We start from the raw sequence: 21815 nt of genomic DNA on the forward strand, positions 1-21815 counted from the left end.
GGAGATGCGATGGGACGCAGCCTGGACAGCCTTGGCACCAAACGGACGATGGATGTCCGCGGCCAGACCTTCGCCTATTACAGCCTCGATGCGGCCGAAGAGGCCGGGGCCGGTCCCGTCACCCGGATGCCCCGTTCCCTCAAGGTCCTCTACGAGAATCTTCTTCGGAACGAGGATGGCGACGCGGTCAGCAAGGATCATCTTGTCGAATTCGCTAGCGCCGCGGCCAAGCCCGATCAGGAGATGGAGATCTTCTTTCATCCGACCCGGATCCTCATGAACGATTCGGCCGGCATTCCGCTGGTCGCGGACCTTGCAGCGCTTCGGGCGGCGGCGGTGCGAAACGGGGGCGACCCGGCCTTGGTGAACCCGAAAATTCCGGCTGACATGGTGGTCGATCATTCGGTCATGGTCGATGCCCATGGATCGGCGGGGGCGTTCAGCGCCAATCTCGACAAGGAATTCGAGCGCAACGAAGAACGCTACCGCTTTCTGCGCTGGGCGCAGGGCGCCTTTGACAATTTCCGCGTGGTGCCGCCAGGCACGGGCATCTGTCATCAGGTCAACCTCGAATATCTGTCACGGGCTGTCTGGTCGACGACGGATGGCAATTCCGCGATCGCCCATCCCGAAACCCTTCTGGGGACCGATAGCCACACCCCGATGATCAACGGGATCGGTGTCCTTGGCTGGGGCGTCGGCGGCGTCGAGGGTGGCACCGCCCTGCTGGGCCAGCCCGTGACGATGATCGTCCCGCGCGTCGTGGGCTGCGAGCTGAAAGGACGCCTTCCGGCCGGGACGACCGCGACGGATCTTGTCATCACGATCACCGAACGCCTGCGCGCGCATGGCGTGGTCGGCAGCTTCGTCGAATTCTTCGGCGACGGACTGAAATCACTGTCCCTGTCGGATCGCGCGACTTTGGCCAACATGGCGCCCGAATATGGCGCGACCATGGGCTTCTTTCCGATCGACGAAGAGGTCCTGCGCTATCTCGACGCGACAGCACGTGGCGGCGATCACCTCGCCTTGGTGGAAACCTACTGCCGGGCGCAGGGATTATGGCACGATCCCGATGAACCCCAGCCGGACTATGCCGAAACCATCCGGGTGGAGCTGGACCGGGTAGAGCCCAGCATCGCCGGACCCAGGCGGCCGCAGGATCGCATCCGCCTGGCCGATGCTTCGGGACGGTTCAGCGAATTGGCTGAAGGCTATGATCCGCTGCCAGGCGGTGGGGCACCTGTCGCCGGCAAGGACTGGACGCTGGACCACGGGGATGTCGTGATTGCCAGCATCACCAGTTGTACCAACACTTCGAACCCCTCGGTCATGCTCGCGGCAGGCATGTTGGCGCGAAACGCCGTCTCAAAGGGGCTGTCGGTGAAGCCTTGGGTCAAGACGTCCCTCGCACCTGGATCTCGTGTCGTGGCGGAGTATCTGGCCCGGATGGGCCTTCAGGATCCGCTCGATCAGCTTGGATTCCAGCTCGTCGGTTTCGGCTGTATGACCTGTATGGGCAATTCCGGTCCACTGGATCCGGCCATCGCCGCTGCAATCGACGACCACGGCGTCGCGGCCAGCGCGGTCCTGTCCGGGAATCGCAATTTCGAGGGCCGGATCCACCCCCATGTCCGGTCGAACTTCATCTGCTCCCCGCCGCTCGTCGTGGCCTACGCTCTCGCCGGCAGCATGCGCGCCGACATCATGCGCGAACCGCTTGGAACCGGGTCGGACGGACAAGCGGTCTATCTGCAAGACATCTGGCCCACGGCAGAGGAGCTGGCCGAGGCAGTCGATCGGGCGCTGGACCCGCAGGTGTTCAGGGACCGCTATGCCGACGTCTTCGAAGGCGAGGCGCGGTGGAAGGCGGTCGAAGTCCCTGACACCGGAACCTTCGAATGGGATGCCGGCAGCCTTTACATGAAAGAGCCGCCCTTCTTCAGCGATATCGGCCCCGACGTACGCCCCGTCGAGGACATTCGCGGCGCCCGGGTCCTTGCCATGTTCGGCGACAGCATCACGACGGACCATATCTCGCCCGTCGGCACCATCACGCCAAGTTCGGCGGCCGGGCAATACCTGCAGGAACTTGGCGTGCCACCCGCCGAGTTCAATTCCTTCGCGGCGCGACGGGTCAACCATGACGTGATGATCCGCGGTGCCTTCGCCAATATCCGCATCCGCAACGAGATGGCGGGCGGGCGTGAAGGCGGTTGGACCCGGGACCCGGAGACCGGTGACATCATTCCCATCCATCTTGCCGCCGAACGTTGTCGCAAGGCGGGTGTTCCGCTGGTCGTGATCGCCGGCAAGGATTACGGCGTCGGCTCGTCGCGGGACTGGGCGGCAAAGGGGACGAAGCTGCTTGGCGTTTGCGCGATCATCGCGGAAGGGTTCGAACGCATCCATCGTTCGAACCTGATCGGCTTTGGCGTCATGCCATTGCAGTTCACACAAGGGGTGGCGCGCGAGACCCTCGGTCTTGACGGAACCGAGACGTTCGACATCCAGGGCATCGCAGACGGATTGAAGCCGAAGGGCCGCCTGCCGTGCCGCATCACGGCGTCCGATGGTGCCGTGACCGATATCGAACTGATCTGCCGGCTCGATACCGGGGTGGAACTGGACTATTACCGCAACGGAGGCAGCCTGCATTACGTGCTGCGCAGCGCGATGGGGACTGCATGACCACAGGATCGGCCCGACAGCTTCGCATTCCCGCCGTGTTCATGCGCGGCGGCACCAGCAATGCGATCATCTTTCACGCTGACGACCTGCCGGCCGACATGGACGAACGTCACCGCATCTTCCTGCGCGCGATCGGCAGCCCGGACCCGGGGCGTCGTCAGCTTGACGGGCTGGGCGGCGGCGTTTCCTCGCTGTCGAAGATCTGCGTGATCGCACCGTCGACCCGACCGGATGCCGACGTCGACTACACCTTCGTCCAGATCCCGGTGACGACGGATCGTCCTGACTACAGCGCGAATTGCGGGAACATGTCATCGGCCATCGGACCCTTCGCGGTCGAGGAAGGTCTGGTTCAGACAGCGGACGGCGAAGCTGTCGTGCGCATCCACAACACCAACACCTCCAAGATCATCGAAAGCCGGTTTCAGGTCCGTGACGGAGTGCCGCTCGTCGAAGGCGATTTCGTCAATCCCGGCGTGGCTGGCACCGGGTCGGCGATCCAGCTCGATTTTCTTTCCCCGGGTGGGGCCGCGACGGGACGGCTTTTGCCGACGGGACGCGAACTGGACCGGTTGGAGGACGCCTCGCTCGATGGTGTGATCGAAGCGTCGCTGGTAGACGCGACCAACGCCGTAGTCTTCATCCCGGCAAGGACGGTGGGTCTGACCGGCTACGAGACGCCTGATGAGATCGAAGCCCGCGGTGATCTGATGCAGCGGCTGGAGGCGATCCGCAGGGTGGCAAGCGTCAGGATGGGGCTGGCGGCCGATACGGATGCGGCGGCCCGGCTGGCAGGAAGTCCAAAGATCGCGATGATTGCCGCGCCACAGGATTACGTCAGCACAGCCGGCGAGACGATCGGTGCCGCCGATTTCGACATCGCCGTCCGGATGATCTCAATGGGGCAGGCGCATCGCGCGGTTACCCTGACTGGCGCAATGTGCACCGCGGTTGCGTCGGGCATCGCGGGCAGTTGCGTTGCCGAAACGGTTCGCGCGAATGCCGATGGAATGGTGCGGATCGGCCATTCGTCTGGCGTGATGCCCGTCAAGGCCAGTGTGTCGCGCGCCGACGCCGGCTGGAAGGTCGAGCGCGCGACGGTGTTCCGGACAGCGCGCCGCCTGATGGAGGGGTCTGTTCTGGTGCCGGTGCCGACGAAGAACGACTGACATCGCGTGGCCTTGCCGCCTTGATGCAGATCAAGGCGCGAAATACACATTCGGGATGAACCTGCGGCTTGCCAGAACGTCCTGCATCGAATGCCCGATCCGCCATCGCGCGGTCTGTGCCGAATGCGATGACACCGAGCTTGCCGTGCTGGAAGGCATCAAGAGCTATGTGACCGTCCCGAAAGGCGGCCGCATCGCGGAAGCGGGAGAGTCGCTGGACCATCTGTCCTCTGTCGTTTCGGGATGCGCGACGGTCTCGAAGACGCTGGCCGATGGCCGCCGGCAGATGGTCGGGCTGTTGCTGCCGTCCGATTTCATCGGCCGTCCAGGCCGTGCCACCCTGTCCTTCGACATCGAGGCGGCGACCGACGTGACCTTGTGCCGCTTTCAGCGCCGCGCGTTCGAGGCGATCATCAGGTCGTCGCCCAATGTCGCGCGTCGCCTGCTGACGATGACGCTGGATGAACTGGACGTGGCGCGGGACTGGCAGGTGCTGCTCGGGCGGCTCACTGCGCGGGAAAGGGTGATCCATTTCCTGCTCAGTCTGGTTCGCCGCGAAGCGACGGAGACGGGTGCGGCGCATCGATCCGGTCCGGTCCGCCTGGAACTGCCCCTGTCGCGCGAAATGATCGCCGATTATCTCGGCCTGACGATCGAGACCACGAGCAGGCAGTTCACGGCGCTGAGGAAGGACGGCCTGATCAAAACGCCGACGGCGCGGACAATCGTCGTGCCCGACCTCGTGGACCTTATGCCGGAAGCGATGGACGAAGACGGCGCGCCCTCCGCCTGAGCGTTCCGGGTCTGATCCTGCCGGCGCATCGGTCCCGCTGGAAAAGCGCTCCTTCGTCCTTCTGCGAGTGACCGGACATGATCAAGCCGTCACCCTATTGATCCAGGTCAAGGCGACCCGCGACGCTGCATGGCAGTGAACGGTCGACAAGCGCGCCCGTCGTCCTGCGGTGCGAGCATTCGACCGAGGGCCTGATGGCAATATTCAGACAGATTTCTTTGGCGCTGATCGCGCTGATCGCGGCGTTTGCGGCGAACAGGGGCCGCGATCCGGCCTTCGCGTTCCACGCGCTTCTGGTGATGGCCATCGCGGCCACTCTGCTTCTGTGGGAGGTCAAGCGCTTCGGGGACGCGATCGAAGGCAAACAGAGACCGGCTGTTCAGACCGGCTACATGGACGGACCGATCCGCGCGGGCGTCATCGCGACGGCCTTCTGGGGCCTGGCTGGCTTTCTGGTCGGAACCTTCATCGCCTTCCAGCTCGCCTTTCCCGAGCTTAATTTCGACTGGTCCGAGGGCTACGCGAATTTCGGTCGCCTGCGTCCGCTTCATACCAGCGCGGTGATCTTTGCCTTCGGCGGCAACGCGTTGATCGCCACGTCTTTCTACGTGGTGCAGCGCACCTGCGCGGCAAGGTTGTGGGGCGGCAACCTCGCGTGGTTCGTGTTCTGGGGCTACCAGCTTTTCATCGTGCTGGCCGCGACCGGCTACCTGCTGGGCGCGACCCAGTCCAAGGAATACGCAGAGCCGGAATGGTATGTCGACATCTGGCTGACCATCGTCTGGCTGGCTTATCTGGCGATCTATCTGGGCACGCTGGTCAAGCGCCGCGAGCCGCATATCTACGTCGCGAACTGGTTCTATCTCGCATTCATCGTGACCGTCGCGATGCTGCACGTGGTCAACAACCTGTCGCTTCCCGTCTCGATCCTCGGCTCGAAGTCGGTGCAGGTCTTCGCGGGCGTGCAGGACGCGATGACGCAATGGTGGTATGGCCACAATGCCGTCGGCTTCTTCCTGACCGCGGGCTTCTTGGGCATGATGTATTTTTTCGTGCCCAAGCAGGCCGATCGTCCGATCTACAGCTACAAGCTTTCGATCATCCATTTCTGGGCGCTGATCTTTCTCTACATCTGGGCGGGACCGCATCACCTGCACTACACCGCGCTGCCCGACTGGGCCTCGACCCTGGGCATGGTGTTCTCGATCATGCTGTGGATGCCGTCCTGGGGCGGCATGATCAACGGGCTGATGACGCTGGAAGGCGCCTGGGACAAGATCCGCACCGATCCCATCATCCGCATGTTCGTGGCCTCGCTCGCCTTCTACGGGATGAGCACCTTCGAAGGCCCGATGATGTCGATCCGCGCGGTCAACTCGCTCAGCCACTACACCGACTGGACCATCGGTCACGTTCATTCCGGCGCGCTCGGCTGGAACGGGCTGATCACCTTCGGCTGCCTTTATTTCCTGACACCGAGACTGTGGGGCCGCGAGCGGATGCATTCGACGGCGGCGATCAACTGGCATTTCTGGCTCGCGACGATCGGTATCGTGCTCTACGCCGCGTCGATGTGGGTGTCGGGCATCATGGAAGGCCTGATGTGGCGCGAGGTCGATGACCAGGGCTTCCTTGTCAATTCCTTCGCCGACACCGTCGCAGCCAAGTTTCCGATGTACCTGGTCCGCGCGACGGGCGGTGTCTTCTACCTCGCCGGCGCGGTGCTGATGGTCTGGAACATGTGGATGACGATCCGCGGTCCGCAGGCGCGCGCGGTGATCGTTCCAGTCCCTGCGGAGTAAGCCGATGACCAAGCACAACGACAGCGTTCCCGATCCGCAGGACGACCCCCAAGTCGTGCAGCCCGGCGATGGCGGCGTTCCAAACGAATTGCCGCATCACACGGCCCTCATCGACAGGCATGGCATCCTCGAGCGTAACGCGACGCTGCTACTGGTGTTCTCGTTCCTCGTCGTGACCATCGGTGGCATCGTCGAGATCGCACCCCTGTTCTGGCTGGAGAACACCATTGAAGAGGTCGAGGGCGTGCGGCCCTACAGCCCGCTCGAACTGACCGGACGCGACATCTACGTTCGCGAGGGTTGCTATGTCTGCCACAGCCAGATGATCCGCCCGATGCGCGATGAGGTGGAACGCTATGGTCATTACAGCCTCGCCGCCGAGTCGATGTACGACCACCCCTTCCAGTGGGGGTCAAAGCGGACCGGACCGGATCTGGCGCGAGTCGGCGGGCGCTATTCGGACGAATGGCATGTCGATCACTTCAGCGATCCGCAAAGCGTCGTGCCTGAAAGCATCATGCCGAAATACGACTATCTGCTGCGCACCCCGGTTACGCCTGATCATATTCATGACCTGCTGGCGACCCACGCCATCGTCGGCGTGCCCTACACCGACGAGATGATCGAGGCGGCCGCCGCGGATTTTCGCGTCCAGGTCGATCCGTTCGGCGATTACGAGGGATTGCTGGAACGCTATCCCGGCGCGCAGGTGCGCAATTTCGATGCGCAGCCCCAGCTGACCGAAATGGATGCGCTGATCGCCTATCTCCAGATGCTCGGCACGACGGTCGATTTCTCGACCTTCACCGCCGATGCCAGCCGATGACGGGGACGCGACATGCATGACACCTACACCCTGATGCGCCAATTCGCCGACAGCTGGGCCCTGCTGACGCTGGTGGGCTTTTTCGTCGGCGCCTTCCTGTGGGTCTGGCGACCGGGCAGCCGACCGCTCCACGACGACGCGGCGCGCTCGATCTTTCGTGAGGGCGTCGAGCCGCCACGAGCGCTGGCAGGCGCATGCGACAGGCAATGTGCCACCTGCGCTTGCAGCAAGAAGGGGGCGGCCGATGACCGATAAGAAAGAGATCAAGCCCAAGGTCGAGACGACCGGTCACAGCTGGGACGGGATCAAGGAATACAACAATCCGCTGCCGCGATGGTGGCTGTGGACGTTCTACGCCACGATTGCCTGGGCGCTGATCTACACGATCCTCTATCCCGCCTGGCCTTTGGTGAACGGCGCCACGGGGGGCGTCCTTGGCTGGTCGCAGCGGGCAGAGGTTGCGTCCGAGATCGAGGCCGTGACGGCGAGCCAGTCCCAGTTGCGCGACGCACTGGTCGAAACCGATCTTGGTGTGCTGGCAAGGAACGAGGAACTGCACCGATACGCCGTTCAGGCGGGTGGCGCCCTTTACCGCACGAATTGTTCGCAATGCCACGGCTCGGGTGCGGCCGGCGCGGTTGGCTATCCGAACCTGCTGGATGACGACTGGCTTTGGGGCGGTCGTATCGAGGATATCGCCCTGACGATCCGGCACGGCATCCGTAACGAAGATGATCCGGACGCGCGCTTCAGCCAGATGCCCGCCTTCGGCGACATGCTCGACCGCGACCAGATCGCGACGCTTGTGGACCACGTGCAGTCGCTGCCGAACGGGGCCGATCCCCTGGGCGGTGCGGGCGGCGCGCTATTTGCCGAGAACTGCGCTTCATGCCACGGCGACGATGCACGCGGCGATCGCGAGATCGGGGCCACGAACCTGACGGATGCGATCTGGCTTTATTCGCCGGACGACGAAATCCTCACCAGCCTGATCTCGCAGGGACCATACGGCGTGATGCCGGCATGGGGCGATCGTCTTGGGGAATATGGGGTCCGCGCCGTCGCGGCCTATGTCCATCAGCTTGGCGGCGGCGAGGGCGATGCCGAGACGCAGATCGGCGACGCGCAAGCGGCGGATGCCCCCATCGCGACCGGGGCTGACCCATCGAACCCTGCTGACGTCCCATTTCCCGAAAAGGGTGACGGCGGCGCGGCATCCCGATCCGAGTAGCGACACGCGCATCCTGTTCGCAACGATTGCGCGTGGCGTTACCGCGGGCGGCGGTTCCTGGGTCGCCGCCCGCACCTTTTGTTCGCCGCACTTGATTCAGGTCAACGCGGGTCACGCCACGCGGGCGCATAGCGATCTGGCGAACAGGATATCATCTGCATGAGCGATCATTCGACCTCACTCTACGCCGCGCGCGAACCGATCTTCCCCCGGCGCGTATCAGGCGCCTTCCGTCGCCTGAAGTGGCAGATCATGGCGATCACGCTGGGCATCTACTACGTCACGCCATGGCTGCGTTGGGATCGCGGGCCGGCTTTGCCGGATCAGGCGGTTCTCGTCGATCTGGCGCATCGCCGCTTCTATTTCTTCTGGATCGAGATCTGGCCGCACGAATTCTACTTTGTCGCGGGCCTGCTGATCATGGCGGGGCTGGGACTGTTCCTGTTCACCGCCGCGCTTGGACGGGTCTGGTGCGGCTATGCCTGTCCCCAGACCGTCTGGACCGACCTGTTCCTTGGCGTCGAACGCTGGGTCGAGGGCGACCGGAACGCCCGCCTTCGGCTGCACAAGGCGCCTTGGACTGCGCGCAAGTGGCGGCTGCGGCTGACGAAATGGGCGATCTGGCTTGCCATCTCGCTCGCCACCGGCGGGGCCTGGGTCTTCTACTTCGCCGATGCGCCGACCCTACTCAGCGATCTGCTGACCTTTCGCGCCCCACCTGTCGCGTGGACATCCATCGCGATCCTGACCGCGACCACATTCGTCTTCGGCGGGTTCATGCGCGAGCAGGTCTGCATCTACATGTGCCCGTGGCCCCGCATCCAGGGCGCCATGATGGACGATGGCACGCTGACGGTGGCCTACCGCGAATGGCGGGGTGAACCCCGCGCCCGGGGATTGAAGCGTCACGGCGCCGACATGGCGATGACGCGCGCCGCCGGTCCGCAGATCGGCGGACGCTCCCCGCTGGTTCCGATGCAGTTTCGCGACATGAAGGGCGTGATCCGATCCGAGCCATCCGCGCAGGATCAGGGGGCCGGTGACTGCATCGATTGCAATGCCTGCGTCAATGTCTGCCCGATGGGGATCGACATCCGCGAGGGTCAGCAGCTGGCCTGCATCACCTGCGCGCTGTGCATCGACGCCTGTGACGAGGTGATGGAAAAGGTGGGTCGCCCACGCGGTCTGATCGACTATCTCGCGCTGTCCGACGCGCCGCGCGAAAGGGCGGGCGGCGCGCCGCAATCCCTGTGGCGACACGTCCTGCGGCCGCGCAACCTGATCTATTTCGGTCTCTGGTCGGCGATCGGGATCGTGCTTCTGGTCGCGCTGTTCATGCGACCCATGCTGGAACTGACCGTCTCGCCCGTGCGCAACCCGACCTTCGTCACGCTATCCGACGGCAGCATCCGCAATGCCTATGACGTGCGGGTCCGCAACCGGCTGGGCGCGGTGCAGGACGTGGCGCTGAGCCTGGATGGATCGCAGGATCTGATGCTGGAGGTCGAGGGAGAGCAAGCGGGCGCCGTTTCCGTTCAGGCCGACACCCAGCGTCTGATCCGCGTCTACGTCACCGCCCCCGCCGATGCGGTCGAGGCGCGCATCGACCGCTCACAGATCAGCCTTGTCGTCGCGGATAGGGCGACCGGGGAAACCGCATCGGTCGAAACGACATTCAACGGAGACGCGTCATGATCGGCAGCCCGCTTAATGGACGACACGTGCTGGCGATGTTTGCGGCCGGCTTCGGCCTGATCATCGCGGTCAACGTGACGCTCGCCGTCCAGGCCGTGCGGACCTTTCCGGGACTGGAGGTCGCCAATTCATATGTCGAAAGCCAGAGCTTTCAGGCACGCCGAGCCGCGCAAGAGGCGCTCGGCTGGAGAACGGATGTAACCTACGCCGCCGGGACGCTGCGGCTCAGCGTCAGGGCGCAGAATGGCAAGCGGATCGATCCGGCGCACTTCACCGCGACGATCGGACGACCGACCACACGAAGCGATGACGCGACGCTGATGTTCGATGCCGAAGGCGACGCACACATTGATCTTGAACCGGGGCGATGGCGTCTGGATCTTCGAAGTTCGGACGATCATGCGCCGTTCATGCATGCGGTGCTTCTGGACATCGCCCGATGACCGGCTTCTGCCCCGCCTGCGTCGGAGCCGCCGACTTTGCCGCCGACAGGGCGACCGCCGGCAGCGCGGCCGCGTCCGAGCGCATCCTGCTGCATCTGCCGGATATCCGCTGCGCCGCTTGCATCGCGTCTGTGGAAACGACCCTGTCGGCAATGCCCGGCGTCCAGGAAGCCCGCGTCAACCTGTCCCGCAAGCAGGCTGTCGTCAGTGGATGGGGGCTCGACCCTGCGCCGCTGATCGACGCCTTGGCCAAGGCGGGACATCGCGCGCAGACTCTGGATGAAGGCATGCTTGCAGGCCAAAGCGATGAGATGCGCGGCCTTCTGCTGCGCACCGGCATCGCCGGCTTTGCCATGATGAATGTGATGCTGCTGTCGGTGGCTGTCTGGTCGGGCGCCGCGGACACGACCCAGCGGATGTTCCATCTGATATCGGCCGCGATCGCGCTGCCCGCCGTCGCCTATTCCGGCCGGCCCTTCTTCGCCTCGGCCTTCGGTGCGCTGAGGAACGGGCGTCTCAACATGGACGTACCGATCAGCCTTGCCATCCTTCTCTCGGCCGTCGTCTCGCTGATCGGCGCGGTCCAGGGGGCGGATCGTCACAGCTGGTTCGACGCCTCGCTTGCGCTGACCTTCTTCCTGTTGATCGGCCGAACTCTGGACCATGCCGGACGCAGCGCGGCGCGGTCGGCCGCTGCCGAGCTTTCCGCCCTGACCGTTCCGCAAGCCGTCCTGCTGACGCCAGAGGGTGAGCGTGTGGTCCGGGCAGAAGATCTGCGCGCCGGAGACAGGATCCGCGTTCGTCCCGGTGATCGTCTTCCGGCTGATGGCACCGTCGAGCACGGTCTGAGCGATGTCGACCGATCGGCGCTGACGGGTGAATCCGCGACCTGTCCCGTCGCTATCGGCGCGCCCGTGTCGGCGGGTGAGGTGAACCTGTCGGGACCGCTCACGATCCGGGTGCTGAGGGCCGGGAAGGACACGGCGTTAAGCAGGCTGGCCGAACTGGTCGCGACCGCAGAGATGCAGCGGTCCCGCTTCACCGGCATCGCGGACAGGGCCGCACGGGCCTATGCGCCGCTGGTCCATATCCTCGGCCTCGTCGCTTTCGTCGCCTGGTGGCACCTGACGGGCGATGCCTGGCGGGCCATCGACGTGGCGATCGCGGTTCTCGTCATCACATGCCCCTGCGCCTTGGGACTTGCCGTCCCGGCCGTTTCCGTCGTCGCGACCGGGCGGCTTTTCCGCAAGGGTCTGCTGGTCAAGTCCCCGACGGCGCTTGAGCGACTGGCCGAAATCGACGTCGTGGCCTTCGACAAGACCGGGACGCTGACGACAGGCGAGGCGCGGTTGCAGGGCGCACCGCGAGATGCGGAGCTGGCTCTGGCCGCGGCACTCGCGTCCGGATCGACCCATCCCTATTCTCGCGCGCTGATCGCCGCGACGAAGGCGCGCGGGATCGTGCCGGGCGCGGTCGAAAAGGTCGTGGAGCGACCGGGTCTTGGGATCGACGCCATCGTCGAGGGGCGGACGGTCAGGCTGGGACGACCGTCGTGGATCGGAACAACCGGCGACGGCGTCGCGCTGGATGATGGGTCGGGTGAGCCGATCCTGTTCACGTTCGGCGAAGACGTCCGCGCCGACGCGGGGGAGCTCATCGCGCGGCTGCGCGGGGCCGGTCTTTCGGTGGCCATGCTGTCGGGTGACAGCAGGACACCGTGTCGCCGGGTGGCGGACAGTCTTGGCCTCGATGACGTGCAATGCGCGATGACCCCCGACGACAAGGCGGAGTGGATCCGCGCCAAGCATCGCGCAGGACACCGGGTGCTGATGGTCGGCGACGGGCTGAACGACACCGGCGCGCTGTCGCTGGCCCATGCTTCGGCTGCCCTGGGTTCGGGTCTCGACGCGGCACGTGCGGCCTCTGACGTGGTGGTGCTGTCAGGCTCTCTGGCGGGTCTTGCAGATCTGGTCACGGTCAGCCGTGCGGGTGTGCGGCGGATGCGTCAGAACATCCTGCTGTCCGCGGGTTACAACGTCGTTGCGGTTCCGCTGGCGCTGGCCGGTCTCGCGACACCGTTTCTGGCGGCGATCGCGATGTCGCTGTCTTCGGTCACGGTGTCGCTCAACGCGCTGAGAAAACTGCGATGAACGTCCTCGCGATCCTGATCCCGGTGTCGGTCTGTCTGGGACTGCTTGGGCTGGCAGCTTTCTTCTGGACGATGCGGGCATCGCAGTACGACGACACCGAAGGCGACCGACACCGGATCCTGGACAACCGCTGGGACGCCGCGCCGAAGGATTAGAGATCGTCACTCGGGATCCGGACATCTCTACGCGACGCCTCGGCCTCACCTGTTAAGCAGCGCCAGCGTGGCCTCGCGCAGTCGCGTCAGCGTCTTGACCGGGTCCGCGATCATCCGGGACCTCGAGACAGGCACCTCCAGCCCCAGAGGAATGTCGGCAGGCAAGGCGGCAAGCAGATCCTTCAGCGGGATGTCCCCTTCGCCGGGAAACAACCGATCCTCACGTGCCGTGCGCAGAAGCTCGTCGCGGCTATAGGGCGGTGCGACCGGCGCGTCGCAGAGATGCGCAAAGGGCAGGCGCGTCATCGGGATCGTGGCCAGATCATCCAGGGAGGAGCCTGAGCGGTTGAAATGCAGGCTGTCCACAAGGATCCCGATATCCGGGTCTGCGGCTTCGACGACGGACCTGCAGGTGGCGAGATCGGGAACAGCGGTCCACGGAAAGAATTCCAGCACGGCCGTCAGGCCCCGTGACCGCGCAGCGGCCTGTATCGCGGCAAGCCGATCGGATAGGCGCGAAAGATCGTCGTCATAGGGCGCAGTGATGATGTGGCGAGCGCACAGTTCGGCCCCCGCATCGAGCACGGGTTCCAGGGCATCCAGATCGATGTCCGGGGTGATCTTCACGAACTCGATGTCGTCGACCGCCAGTCCTGTGGATGCGAGCGTCGCCTTGGTTTCGCGAAGCATCCTCGCATCGTGCATCAGCGGGTATCCGGGCGTGGTCGGCGTCACGGCGATCAGCCTGAGACCCACCGCGTCGAACCCCGCCGCGGCCGCAGCCTCGATCAACGCGGGCGGCGGCAGCTGAAGGGCGGTCAGATGCGCGACCGACAGTCGTCTCAAGGTTCTCGCTCTCCTCAATGCGGCATCGCGATCACGGCGAGGTCCTCAAGCGGTGTGTGCAGCATCGCGCGATGTCAGGCTACCGGATGGTGGATCGACGTCAAATACGATGGTAACCGTAATCCTGACATCGCGTTAATCGAGGATGCCTTGCGCGAGATCACGCTTCGCCAGATCGAGGTTATCCGAGCCGTGATGCTGCGCGGAACGATCGCCGGCGCGGCCGAGCATCTGGGCGTCTCTGCGCCGGGCATCAGCCGTCTTATCAAGCATACCGAGGAAAGCCTTGGCCTGAAGCTGTTCGAGCGGAAGGCGGGACTGTTCGTGCCGACGGTCGAGGCGGGAAAGGTCTTCGATCAGGTTCGCGAAGTCTACAAGGGCGTCGAAAATCTTCAGACCGCGCTCGCCTCGTTGCAGAAGGGGCAGGACGTACGGCTGGCCTTCGCCTCCGCGCCCTCGGTCGCGCAATTCGTCGCGGCGCGCGCGATCAGGCAGATCCGCGCCCGGTATCCGGACCTTTATATCGATCTCAACATCCTCAAGATCGAGGAGACGGTCGATTACCTTCTGCTCGAACGCGGAGAGTTCGTCATCATGAGCTCTCCGGTCCATAATCCGGGACTCGACAACGAAGAGATCGCGCACGGAAAGGTCGTGGCGATCATGCCGGACGGTCACCCGCTGGGTCAGCTTGAACGTGTATCAGTCCATGACCTTGCCCGCGAACCGCTGGTCGGGATCGACCCGACCGATCCTTACGGCCGCCTCATCGCACGACCGTTTCACGACGCCGGGATCGATCCGACGCATTCGATGCGGGGACGGTTCGCCCAGACCGTCGTCAGTCTGGTCCGCCACGGGCTGGGCGTTGCCCTGATCGACGAATTCTCGGTGGCCGAGGTCTATCTTCCCGGCGTCGTGCGCCGACCGCTGGTCGAGGACGGAACAATCACGATCTACGCCGTCAGAAAGAAGGGGCGCAGCCTGTCGACCTTCGCCGATTACGCCATCCGGCAGTTCTGCCGTGAATTGCGTGACGCGCGTCGATGGAGCAATCCGAAGGCGGCTGATCCGTCGTAAAGTTAACGTCGTGTTACGATGGGCGCAAATTTGGTATTTGCGGTTATCTTGTCGTGGGGTCAATATCCGATCCATCGACGCAGGGGAGGTACCGCGTCACCAATGGGAGGATACCATGAAACACGTCATTCTTGGCGCCGTCTCGGCGCTGGCCCTCAGCTCTGCAGCGACCTTCGCGCAGGACTATCCGACCAAGGAAATCCAGGGGATCATCCAGTGGGGTGCCGGCGGTTCGACTGACACGGTGATGCGGGCGGTGACGCCCCATGCCGAAGAGGTGCTGGGCGGCACCATCGTGATGCAGAACGTGACCGGCGGCGTCGGCGCCATCGCGCTGAACCAGGTCGAGGCCGGACAGGCTGACGGCTACACGCTGCTGATGGGCGCCGAAAACCCGCTTCTCTACAAGGTCATGGGGTTGGGTCAGAAGGATTACAGCGACTTCACCCCCGTCGATATCCTGGCGCGCGGGACCCCGGTCCTTGTCGCACGTGCCGATGCGCCCTTCGATGATTACGCCGGCATGTTGGCCTATATCGCCGAAAATCCGGGCGAAGTCCGCTTCGGTTCGACCGGGCCGGGCGGTCTGCCGTCGGTCGTCACCGCGATGATCAACGCGGTCGAGGGCGAACAGGACGTGATCTCTGTCCCCTATGACGGCGACGGTCCGGCGCTGACCGCGCTGCAGGGTGGTGCGATCGACGTGATGCCCGCCGTGTTGGGTGCCGCGATCGAAGGCATCCGTGCCGGTGCGATGAAGCCGCTTCTGGTGTTCGAGACCGAAGCCGTGGATGCGCTGCCGGACGTGCCGGTCGCGACTGCCGCCAACGAGGGTTACAACAAGTACCTGCCCTGGGGCCCGTTCTTCGGCATCTTCGTGAAGAAGGGCACGCCGGACGACGTGGTCGAGAAACTGTCGGCCGCCTATACCGAAGCCGCTGAGCAGCCTGACTTCACTGAGTTGATGGACAATCGCGGCTTCACGCTGCTGAACCTGACCGGCGAAGAGGCACAATCCTTCCTTGAGGACTGGCAGTCCACGACCGCCTGGCTGATGCAGGACGCGGGCCAGACGAAAGCGTCGCCCGAAGAATTCGGAATCGCCAAGCCGGCGGAATGATCCGCACGGGCTGACATCCGGGCGGGGCGCGGTCGCGCCCCGTCCCACCGACCTTCACGGCGCGTAGACGCGGCGAAGGCACCCTTCACATGATCCTCTGACGGAGCGTGCGATGACCCCCGACAATCATGACATCGAAGCGCTGCAGGACGAAGTCGACGACCTGCACGAGCATCCCCGCGACACGCGACGGCCGGGCGAAGCCGCCTTCACCCTGCTTCTGGTCGCCTTCAGCCTGTTCCTGGTGTGGAGCGCGTTCGGCATCTCGGGGTTCGAGGCGCTTTCGGCGCCGGGCACCGTGCCGATGGCCACGACGCTGATCATGGTCATCACCGGCGGGATCATCGCCTGGCGCACCGTGCGGCTGCCGCAATCCGTGGGCGAGGCATTCGGTCGCGACATCCTGCCACCCCTGTTGATCGTGATGGCCCTGTTGCTGTTGGGGTACGCGCTTCTTCTGCGACCGCTGGGTTTCCTGCCGACCTCGGCGCTGTTCCTGATCCTGGCGATCAAGCTGCTGTGGCGTCAGGGCTGGATGCGCACGCTGCTGGTTTCGCTGGGCGCGCTGGTCCTGATCTATTTCGTCTTCCGTATCGTTTTCACCGTGCTGATGCCCGCCGGCATCGTCCCCGAGGGCGAGATGCTGCAATGGGTCCGCAACCTGATCCCCGGAGGCAACTAGGATGGACGCGCTTTCCGCCTTCTTCACGGTCTTCGCAAATCCCGAACTGCTGGCGCTGGTCGCGGTCGGAACCTTCGCCGGGGTCTACATCGGCGCGATCCCCGGCCTGTCCGTCACCATGGCCGTGTCGATCCTGATCTCGTTTACCTTCTCCTGGGACGTCTATCCGGCCATCGCGCTGATGATCGGCATCTTCATGGGCGGCGTCTATGGCGGTTCGCGGACCGCGATCCTGCTGAACATCCCCGGCGCGCCCTCCGCGATCGCGACGGCGATGGACGGCTATCCGATGGCGCAGCGCGGCGAGGCTGGCGAGGCGATCGGGATCACCACCGTCATGTCCTTCTTCGGCGGCTTCATCGGCATCGCCGTCTTGGCGCTGGCCGCGCCGACCGTGTCGGACTTTGCGCTTGGCTTCCAGCCGCGCGACTACATGCTGCTGGCCGTTCTCGGCATTCTGTTGGTCGGCTCGCTGTCGGGTGAAAGCCTGGTCAAGGGCATCTTCTCGGGCGCGCTGGGCATCCTGATCGGCCTGGTCGGAATGGACCCGCTGACCTTCACCGGGCGCTTCACCTACGACCTGCCGCTGCTGCAATCGGGCATTTCGTTCATCGCGGTGATGATCGGCATGTTCGGTGTCTCCGAGGCGCTGGCGCAGATCCATCACCTTGATACGCCCGCGATCAAGCAGAAGATCAACCGCATCGTCCCGAGCTTCGGCACCATCCGCAAGCATCTGCCGCTGTCGCTGCAGACCTCGACGATCGGGGTCATCATCGGCGCACTTCCGGGCACCGGCGGCGATATCGCGGCGCTGATGGCTTACGATCACGCCAAGCGCGTGACCCGCAAGCCCGAACGGCCCTTCGGCAAGGGCGCGATCGAGGGGTTGGTGGCGCCCGAAACCGCCAACAACGCCGCCGTCGGCGGGGCGTTCATTCCGATGATGACGCTGGGTATTCCCGGCGACGCGGTGACCGCGATCATGATCGGCGCGCTGTTCATCCACGGCCTGAACCCCGGCCCGATGCTGATGATCGACCAGCCCGACATGTTCTGGTTCATCGTCGGCGCGCTGGTGGTCGCGAACTTCTTCATGCTGATCTTCGGCCTGACCGGCATCAAGCTTTTCACCAAGATCGTTGAGATGCCTCGCGCGGTTCTGATCCCGCTGATCATGCTGCTCTCGATCGTCGGCGCCTATGCCGTCAACAACTCGATCACCGACGTCTACTGGATGCTGGCCTTCGGGGTGCTGGGTTATTTCATGCGGCTTTACGGCTACCCGTTGGGTCCGATCATCCTGGGCGTGATCCTGTCGCGGCTGCTGGACGACAATTGGCGGCGCGCGATCATATCGGAACGCGAGGATCTGGGCCGCTTCTTCTGGGGTATCGTGACAAGCCCGCTGTCGCTGACCCTGTTCATCGCGGTCATCCTGATCTTCGTGTCGCAGACGCCGCTCTGGACCCGGATCAAGGCCCGCCATGCCGCCCGCAAGGAAAAGGCGACGGATCAATGAGCGTCAATCGGAAGCTCCTTCTCGGCCTCATCGGCGACAACATCACGCGGTCGCAGTCGCCGCGACTGCACCGCCTCGCCGGGCGTCAGAACGGGGTCGAGGTGCGCTATGACCGGCTGGTGCCACCCGACATGGGCAAAAGCTTCGAAGAGGTGTTCGCCGGTGCAAGATCGGGCGGGTATCGTGGGCTCAACATCACCTATCCCTACAAGGAACGGGTCGCCCCGATGGTTCGGATCGACGACCCGCTGGTCAGGGCGATGGGATCGGTCAACACGGTGATTTTCGAAGAGGGTGGTCCGGTCGGAACCTCGACGGATTACACCGGCTTCGTGGCGGCCTATCGCGCCGCTCGTCCGGACACGTCACCGGGTTCAGTCCTGATGATCGGCACAGGCGGGGTCGGACGCGCGGTGGCCTTCGGGTTGGTGGCCCTGGGCGTCAGCGAATTGCGGCTTGTCGATCGCGACATCGCCAAGGCCGACCATCTGGCCGGGGCGATCCGCGCAATCGCACCAGCAGTCAAGGTCGGCACCGGGACATCGGCCGAAGCGGCGGCGGAAGACGCGGACGGGCTGATCAACTGCACGCCGGTCGGCATGGACGGCTATCCCGGAACGCCGCTGGCGGCCGAGGCAATGGCGGGTGCTGCCTGGGCCTTCGATGCGGTCTATACCCCCGCCGACACGACCTTTCTGACGGACGCCGCATCGGCGGGGCTGGCCGTCATCTCGGGCTGGGAGCTGTTTTTCTGGCAGGGCGTCCATGCATGGAAGCATTTCGCGGACCTGCCGCTCGACAGAGAGACGCTTCGCAACGACCTGAGGACAGAGGACGTGACGGCATGAAGACCTCGATCGCCACGGTATCGCTTTCGGGCAATCTGCAGGAAAAGTGCGAGGCGATCGCCGCGGCACGCTTTGACGGGATAGAGATATTCGAACAGGATTTCATTGCCTACGACGGCAGTCCCGCCGATGTGGGCCGGATGGTGCGCGACCACGGGCTCGAGATCACGCTGTTCCAGCCGTTCCGCGATTTCGAGGGTCTGCCTGAGCCGCTGAGGGCGAAAGCGTTTGACCGGGCAGAGCGCAAGTTCGACCTGATGCAGGAACTGGGGACGGACCTGATCCTGGTCTGCTCGAGCGTGCATCCCGAAAGCCTGGGCGGGATCGACCGGGCCGCGGCAGACTTTCATGAACTGGGTGAGCGGGCGGCGGCACGCGGGCTACGCATCGGGTACGAGGCGCTGGCCTGGGGCCGGCATGTCGATGATCACCGCGACGCATGGGAAATCGTCCGGCGCGCGGGCCATGACAGCGTCGGGCTGGTCCTCGACAGTTTCCACACGCTGGCGCGCAAGATCGATCCCGACACGATCCGGCGGATTCCCGGCGACCGGATCTTCTTCGTCCAGCTGGCCGATGCGCCTGCGATCGAGATGGACCTGCTGTACTGGTCGCGCCATTTCCGCTGCATGCCGGGCGAGGGTGATCTGCCCGTGCCCGAATTTCTGCAGGCGGTGATGGCAACGGGCTATGGCGGACCGGTCAGCCTGGAGATTTTCAACGATCAGTTTCGCGGGGGCTCGACACGGCAGGTCGCCCGCGATGGGTACCGCTCGCTCGTCGCGGTGATGGATGACGTGCGCCGGGCGGAACCGGCCCTGCAGCTTGATCTGCCACCCATCCCCCCGCGGCAGAAACCGGAGGGCGTGGCCTTCGTCGAATTCGCAAGCCGCGATGAGGATGCCCGTGCGCTCGAAGCGCTTCTGGGAACCCTCGGGTTCGAACGGACCGGCCAGCATCGCAACAAGAAGGTCGCCCTGTTCCAGCAGGGCGATATCCGGATCGTCCTGAACGAAGAGACGACCGGCCATGCCGCCAGCGCCTGGATTTCACGCGGCACGACCGTCTGTGATATCGGGCTTGCGGTCGGCGACGCGCAGGCCGTTCTGGACCGCGCCGGCGCATTGGGCACCGAGCCGTTCGCGCAACCGCTGGGGCCGGGGGAGGTGGACATCCCGGCCGTGCGCGGGCTGTCAGGATCGGTGCTGCATTTCATCGATCCGGGGGCGGATCTGGCCCAGGTCTGGGCGCAGGAATTCGGCGTCGGCTCGGCACCGTCGGGTGCGGGCCTCACACGGGTCGATCACATCGCCCAGACCATGAGCTATGAGGACATGCTGTCGTGGACCCTGTTCTACAGCGCGCTTTTCGAGACGAGAAAGTCGTCGATGGTCGATGTGTTCGATCCGGACGGGCTGGTGCGCAGCCAGGTGATCGCCAGCACCGATGGCCGCATGCGGATCACGCTGAACGGCGCCGACAGTCACCGGACCCTGGCGGGAAGCTTTCTGGCAGAGACCTTCGGCGCCTCGGTCCAGCACCTTGCGCTGGCGACCGACGACATCTTCGCGACGCTTGAGGCGTTGGCGAAACGGGGGTTCACGCCCTTGCCAATGCCGCAGAACTATTATGATGATCTGGCTGCCCGCTTCGATCTTCCCGAAGGGCTTCTGGACAAGATGCGGGACCGCTGCATCCTTTACGACCGCGATGCGGATGGCGAGTTCTTCCAATGCTATTCGCGCGCCTTCGCCGGCGGCTTCTTCTTCGAACTGGTCCAGCGCGGTCCGGGTTATCAGGGCTACGGCGCGCCGAACGCCCCGTTCCGCATCGCCGCCCAGAAGCGCCAGATGCGCGGCAAGGGCGTTCCCAGCCGGTGATCCGGCGTCGGGTCAGATCGCGGCCCTACGTACGACTTGCACCCCTTCCTCGGCGAGGATCGCATCAAGACGGATGTCATGAGTCTGGGGGTGGATCGTCGCGATTTCCGCTGCCTGCAGGCCGATGCCGATGGCAAAGGGGCGCGGCGTCAGGGCGGCCAGCGTGCGGTCGAAATAGCCGCCGCCATAGCCGAGACGATAGCCATCACGGTCCCAACCGACAAGCGGGGCAAGGGTCACCTCGGGTGTCAGCACCTCTGCTTCCGGGGGCGGAACGGGAATGTTCCAGTCACCGCGGACCATGCGCGTGTCGGGCGTCCAGCGACGAAAGACCAGCGGGGCCTGCTTCACCTCGACCAGCGGAAGCGCGACCGTGACGCCCGCATCGTGCAGGTCGCGCATCAACGGACGCAGGTCTGGCTCGCCCTTGATGGGCCAGTAGGCTGAAAACACACGGCCGCGCATCGCGCCGCAGGAACGCTCAAGAAAGCTGTGGAGCTGATCTGCCAGAGCGTGCGCCGCGGCCTTTCGCGACTCGACGCTCATTGCAAGCCGCTCGGCGCGAAGCCGCGTGCGCTCATCCTTGCGCCAGTCTGCGACGTCGCGTGCGCTTTCATCATCGCCGACGACAGGGGCGGTCCCACCATCCGCGACGCCAGACGCCATGCATGGCGACGAAGCAAAGCGGCGTTTCGGTTCATCGTTCTGCGTCATGATGTTCCTTCCCATACGTCACGCGCGGCGCAGGGCGCGATCTCTGTGACCCTACCGGGATGCCGATCCTGTCAGCAACGCACGTTCCGTGCCTTGTCTTGGGTCAAACGATCCGCGCGATCGATGGATCCGTGACCGATCCAGAGCCTGCCTTGCGCACCCTCGCGA

General features: G+C 64.7%; 19 protein-coding genes. 17 read left to right on the forward strand and 2 right to left on the reverse strand.

From position 1 onward, the window contains the following. The first annotated feature begins 9 nt into the window (after window positions 1–9). The 11 genes from acnA to ccoS all read left to right on the forward strand — a co-directional run bounded on the left by acnA (window position 10) and on the right by ccoS (window position 12955). A complete protein-coding gene (acnA, locus tag MLD63_RS16965) occupies window positions 10–2691 on the forward strand; it encodes an aconitate hydratase AcnA (protein ID WP_255331095.1) in 2682 nt (893 codons plus the stop codon). Next, window positions 2688–3860 (forward strand): 2-methylaconitate cis-trans isomerase PrpF family protein, encoded by a 1173-nt coding sequence (locus MLD63_RS16970; protein WP_255331096.1) that lies wholly within the window; start codon window positions 2688–2690, stop codon window positions 3858–3860. The genes acnA and MLD63_RS16970 overlap by 4 nt, the downstream gene beginning before the upstream one ends. Window positions 3861–3915: 55 nt before the next feature. Next, window positions 3916–4653, forward strand: a complete 738-nt coding sequence (fnrL, locus tag MLD63_RS16975; RefSeq protein WP_255331097.1) for a transcriptional regulator FnrL — start codon at window positions 3916–3918, stop codon at window positions 4651–4653. Window positions 4654–4847: 194 nt separating this feature from the next. Then, the gene (gene ccoN / locus MLD63_RS16980) at window positions 4848–6455 is read left to right on the forward strand and encodes a cytochrome-c oxidase, cbb3-type subunit I (protein ID WP_255331098.1); all 1608 of its coding nucleotides are present in this window, start codon (window positions 4848–4850) and stop codon (window positions 6453–6455) included. 4 nt (window positions 6456–6459) lie between these two features. Continuing rightward, window positions 6460–7281, forward strand: coding sequence for a cytochrome-c oxidase, cbb3-type subunit II (ccoO, locus tag MLD63_RS16985; RefSeq protein ID WP_255331099.1), 822 nt, complete (start codon window positions 6460–6462; stop codon window positions 7279–7281). A gap of 12 nt (window positions 7282–7293) precedes the next feature. Next, entirely contained in the window at window positions 7294–7536 is a 243-nt protein-coding gene (locus MLD63_RS16990) for a cbb3-type cytochrome c oxidase subunit 3 (protein WP_255331100.1), read from the forward strand. Continuing rightward, window positions 7526–8512: a cytochrome-c oxidase, cbb3-type subunit III gene (gene ccoP / locus MLD63_RS16995; protein WP_255331101.1), complete on the forward strand. Its 987-nt coding sequence runs from the start codon at window positions 7526–7528 to the stop codon at window positions 8510–8512. Before MLD63_RS16990 ends, ccoP begins: the two co-directional genes overlap by 11 nt. 159 nt (window positions 8513–8671) lie before the next feature. Next, window positions 8672–10207 carry a cytochrome c oxidase accessory protein CcoG gene (ccoG, locus tag MLD63_RS17000; RefSeq protein WP_255331102.1) on the forward strand — a complete coding sequence of 512 codons (1536 nt, stop codon included), beginning with the start codon at window positions 8672–8674 and terminating at the stop codon, window positions 10205–10207. Beyond that, entirely contained in the window at window positions 10204–10650 is a 447-nt protein-coding gene (locus MLD63_RS17005) for a FixH family protein (protein WP_255331103.1), read from the forward strand. Before ccoG ends, MLD63_RS17005 begins: the two co-directional genes overlap by 4 nt. After that, entirely contained in the window at window positions 10647–12800 is a 2154-nt protein-coding gene (locus tag MLD63_RS17010) for a heavy metal translocating P-type ATPase (protein WP_255331104.1), read from the forward strand. The genes MLD63_RS17005 and MLD63_RS17010 overlap by 4 nt, the downstream gene beginning before the upstream one ends. Beyond that, a complete protein-coding gene (gene ccoS / locus MLD63_RS17015; RefSeq protein ID WP_255331105.1) occupies window positions 12797–12955 on the forward strand; it encodes a cbb3-type cytochrome oxidase assembly protein CcoS in 159 nt (52 codons plus the stop codon). The genes MLD63_RS17010 and ccoS overlap by 4 nt, the downstream gene beginning before the upstream one ends. A 45-nt stretch (window positions 12956–13000) precedes the next feature. Here the strand turns inward: ccoS and MLD63_RS17020 are convergent, their stop codons facing one another. Beyond that, entirely contained in the window at window positions 13001–13801 is an 801-nt protein-coding gene (locus MLD63_RS17020; protein ID WP_255331106.1) for a sugar phosphate isomerase/epimerase family protein, read from the reverse strand. Between the two features lie 150 nt (window positions 13802–13951). Between MLD63_RS17020 and MLD63_RS17025 the strand changes: the two genes are divergently transcribed. The 6 genes from MLD63_RS17025 (at window position 13952) to MLD63_RS17050 (ending at window position 20933) form a co-directional block, all read left to right on the forward strand. Next, on the forward strand, window positions 13952–14881 hold the full coding sequence (locus tag MLD63_RS17025; protein WP_255331107.1) for a LysR family transcriptional regulator: 930 nt from the start codon (window positions 13952–13954) through the stop codon (window positions 14879–14881). 115 nt (window positions 14882–14996) lie between these two features. Then, the gene (locus MLD63_RS17030; protein ID WP_255331108.1) at window positions 14997–16001 is read left to right on the forward strand and encodes a Bug family tripartite tricarboxylate transporter substrate binding protein; all 1005 of its coding nucleotides are present in this window, start codon (window positions 14997–14999) and stop codon (window positions 15999–16001) included. A gap of 112 nt (window positions 16002–16113) precedes the next feature. Continuing rightward, a complete protein-coding gene (locus tag MLD63_RS17035; RefSeq protein ID WP_255331109.1) occupies window positions 16114–16683 on the forward strand; it encodes a tripartite tricarboxylate transporter TctB family protein in 570 nt (189 codons plus the stop codon). A 1-nt stretch (window position 16684) separates the two neighbouring features. Next, window positions 16685–18205, forward strand: coding sequence for a tripartite tricarboxylate transporter permease (locus tag MLD63_RS17040; RefSeq protein WP_255331110.1), 1521 nt, complete (start codon window positions 16685–16687; stop codon window positions 18203–18205). Continuing rightward, window positions 18202–19053 carry a shikimate dehydrogenase family protein gene (locus MLD63_RS17045; protein WP_255331111.1) on the forward strand — a complete coding sequence of 284 codons (852 nt, stop codon included), beginning with the start codon at window positions 18202–18204 and terminating at the stop codon, window positions 19051–19053. The genes MLD63_RS17040 and MLD63_RS17045 overlap by 4 nt, the downstream gene beginning before the upstream one ends. Further along, complete coding sequence (locus MLD63_RS17050; protein WP_255331112.1) at window positions 19050–20933, forward strand: bifunctional sugar phosphate isomerase/epimerase/4-hydroxyphenylpyruvate dioxygenase family protein; 1884 nt, start codon at window positions 19050–19052, stop codon at window positions 20931–20933. Before MLD63_RS17045 ends, MLD63_RS17050 begins: the two co-directional genes overlap by 4 nt. A 12-nt stretch (window positions 20934–20945) precedes the next feature. Here the strand turns inward: MLD63_RS17050 and MLD63_RS17055 are convergent, their stop codons facing one another. Continuing rightward, the gene (locus MLD63_RS17055) at window positions 20946–21647 is read right to left on the reverse strand and encodes a 5-formyltetrahydrofolate cyclo-ligase (protein WP_255331113.1); all 702 of its coding nucleotides are present in this window, start codon (window positions 21645–21647) and stop codon (window positions 20946–20948) included. Between the last annotated feature and the right edge of the window lie 168 nt (window positions 21648–21815).

Source organism: Paracoccus albicereus (assembly GCF_024359525.1).
Taxonomy (GTDB): Bacteria; Pseudomonadota; Alphaproteobacteria; order Rhodobacterales; family Rhodobacteraceae; genus Paracoccus; species Paracoccus albicereus.

Bases quoted from the DNA above. Each gene is read 5' to 3' on its own strand.
- MLD63_RS17035 (WP_255331109.1), top strand. From the start codon at position 16,114: ATGACCCCCGACAATCATGACATCGAAGCGCTGCAGGACGAAGTCGAC.
- ccoG (WP_255331102.1), top strand. From the start codon at position 8,672: ATGAGCGATCATTCGACCTCACTCTACGCCGCGCGCGAACCGATCTTC.
- ccoS (WP_255331105.1), top strand. From the start codon at position 12,797: ATGAACGTCCTCGCGATCCTGATCCCGGTGTCGGTCTGTCTGGGACTG.
- MLD63_RS17010 (WP_255331104.1), top strand. From the start codon at position 10,647: ATGACCGGCTTCTGCCCCGCCTGCGTCGGAGCCGCCGACTTTGCCGCC.
- ccoP (WP_255331101.1), top strand. From the start codon at position 7,526: ATGACCGATAAGAAAGAGATCAAGCCCAAGGTCGAGACGACCGGTCAC.
- MLD63_RS17040 (WP_255331110.1), top strand. From the start codon at position 16,685: ATGGACGCGCTTTCCGCCTTCTTCACGGTCTTCGCAAATCCCGAACTG.
- MLD63_RS16990 (WP_255331100.1), top strand. From the start codon at position 7,294: ATGCATGACACCTACACCCTGATGCGCCAATTCGCCGACAGCTGGGCC.
- MLD63_RS17055 (WP_255331113.1), bottom strand. From the start codon at position 21,647: ATGACGCAGAACGATGAACCGAAACGCCGCTTTGCTTCGTCGCCATGC.
- MLD63_RS17005 (WP_255331103.1), top strand. From the start codon at position 10,204: ATGATCGGCAGCCCGCTTAATGGACGACACGTGCTGGCGATGTTTGCG.
- MLD63_RS17030 (WP_255331108.1), top strand. From the start codon at position 14,997: ATGAAACACGTCATTCTTGGCGCCGTCTCGGCGCTGGCCCTCAGCTCT.
- MLD63_RS17050 (WP_255331112.1), top strand. From the start codon at position 19,050: ATGAAGACCTCGATCGCCACGGTATCGCTTTCGGGCAATCTGCAGGAA.
- acnA (WP_255331095.1), top strand. From the start codon at position 10: ATGGGACGCAGCCTGGACAGCCTTGGCACCAAACGGACGATGGATGTC.
- fnrL (WP_255331097.1), top strand. From the start codon at position 3,916: ATGAACCTGCGGCTTGCCAGAACGTCCTGCATCGAATGCCCGATCCGC.
- MLD63_RS17045 (WP_255331111.1), top strand. From the start codon at position 18,202: ATGAGCGTCAATCGGAAGCTCCTTCTCGGCCTCATCGGCGACAACATC.
- ccoO (WP_255331099.1), top strand. From the start codon at position 6,460: ATGACCAAGCACAACGACAGCGTTCCCGATCCGCAGGACGACCCCCAA.
- MLD63_RS16970 (WP_255331096.1), top strand. From the start codon at position 2,688: ATGACCACAGGATCGGCCCGACAGCTTCGCATTCCCGCCGTGTTCATG.
- ccoN (WP_255331098.1), top strand. From the start codon at position 4,848: ATGGCAATATTCAGACAGATTTCTTTGGCGCTGATCGCGCTGATCGCG.